Source organism: Paraprevotella xylaniphila YIT 11841 (assembly GCF_000205165.1).
GTDB lineage: Bacteria > Bacteroidota > Bacteroidia > Bacteroidales > Bacteroidaceae > Paraprevotella > Paraprevotella xylaniphila.
Map to the genome: position 1 here is coordinate 1 of NZ_GL883848.1, position 1090 is coordinate 1090.

The 1090-nt window shown below is 41.9% G+C and carries 1 protein-coding gene; it reads left to right on the forward strand.

The annotated features are described in order from the left end of the window. Positions 1-969 (forward strand): group II intron maturase-specific domain-containing protein (locus tag HMPREF9442_RS07715; RefSeq protein ID WP_008627137.1); only part of this gene is annotated, 969 nt, incomplete at its 5' end. Between the last annotated feature and the right edge of the window lie 121 nt (positions 970-1090).

Below are 1090 nucleotides of genomic sequence, written 5' to 3' on the forward strand. Positions count from 1 at the left end.
GAAGAGGGTACACCACAAGGAGGTATCATATCACCGACACTTGCAAATATAGCACTTGACGGACTTCAACCACTCTTGGCTGAAAGATTCAAAAGATTATGGCGCAACAATAAGACATTCCACTACAAGGTAAACCTTATTCGTTATGCGGATGACTTTATAATCACAGGTCGAGATAAGGAGCTATTGGAAAACGAAGTCAAACCTATCGTGATAGAATTTCTCAAAGAAAGAGGGCTGACCTTATCCGAAGAGAAAACTACCATTACGAACATATACGACGGTTTTGATTTCTTAGGTTTCAATGTGAGGAAGTTTGGCAAAAGGCTATACACATCCCCGTCCAAAGATGCACAGAAACGCTTCAGGGCAAAAATCGGTGACATCGTTAAAGGACATAAAATGTGTAAGCAGGAATCGCTGATACGAATGCTTAATCCTGTAATCACAGGTTGGGGCAACTATTACCGATATGGTGCATCAACCGATGCTTTTCATGGTTGTGACAATCACATTTACAATCTCACGAAGAAATGGGCTTTACGTCGCCATCCAAAGAAACGCAAGTCTTGGGTTGCAGACAAATATTGGCATGAAATTCGGGGGCGTAAATGGACGTTTGCATGGAAATATGAAACCAAGAGCAAGAAAGTGAACTACCTGACCCTTAAAAGGTTGTCGGATATACATTATACCCCGTACAAGCAAATCAAAGGTGAGGCAAACCCTTTCGACCCGGAATACGATGATTATTTCTTTCAGCGAAAGGAGCAACAAATGCTGGAATCTCTCAAGGGACGTAAGTCTCTCTTATATTTATGGAACAAGCAGAACCGGATTTGTCCGTTATGTGGCAAGGAAATAGATTGTACAAAAGCATGGAACGTCAACGAAATATCTGTTGGTGGTTCGATTGTACGGCAACTTGTCCACAACAACTGCTACAAGCGAAATAAACGAAAATGTTGAAAGTATGAGCCGATTTCTAACAACAAATAGAAATATTGAGTTGCTTGAGCCGTATGAGGGGAAACTCTCATGTACGGTTCTTAGGGGAGAAGGGGGCAGCAATGCCCTTGACTTACCCGAT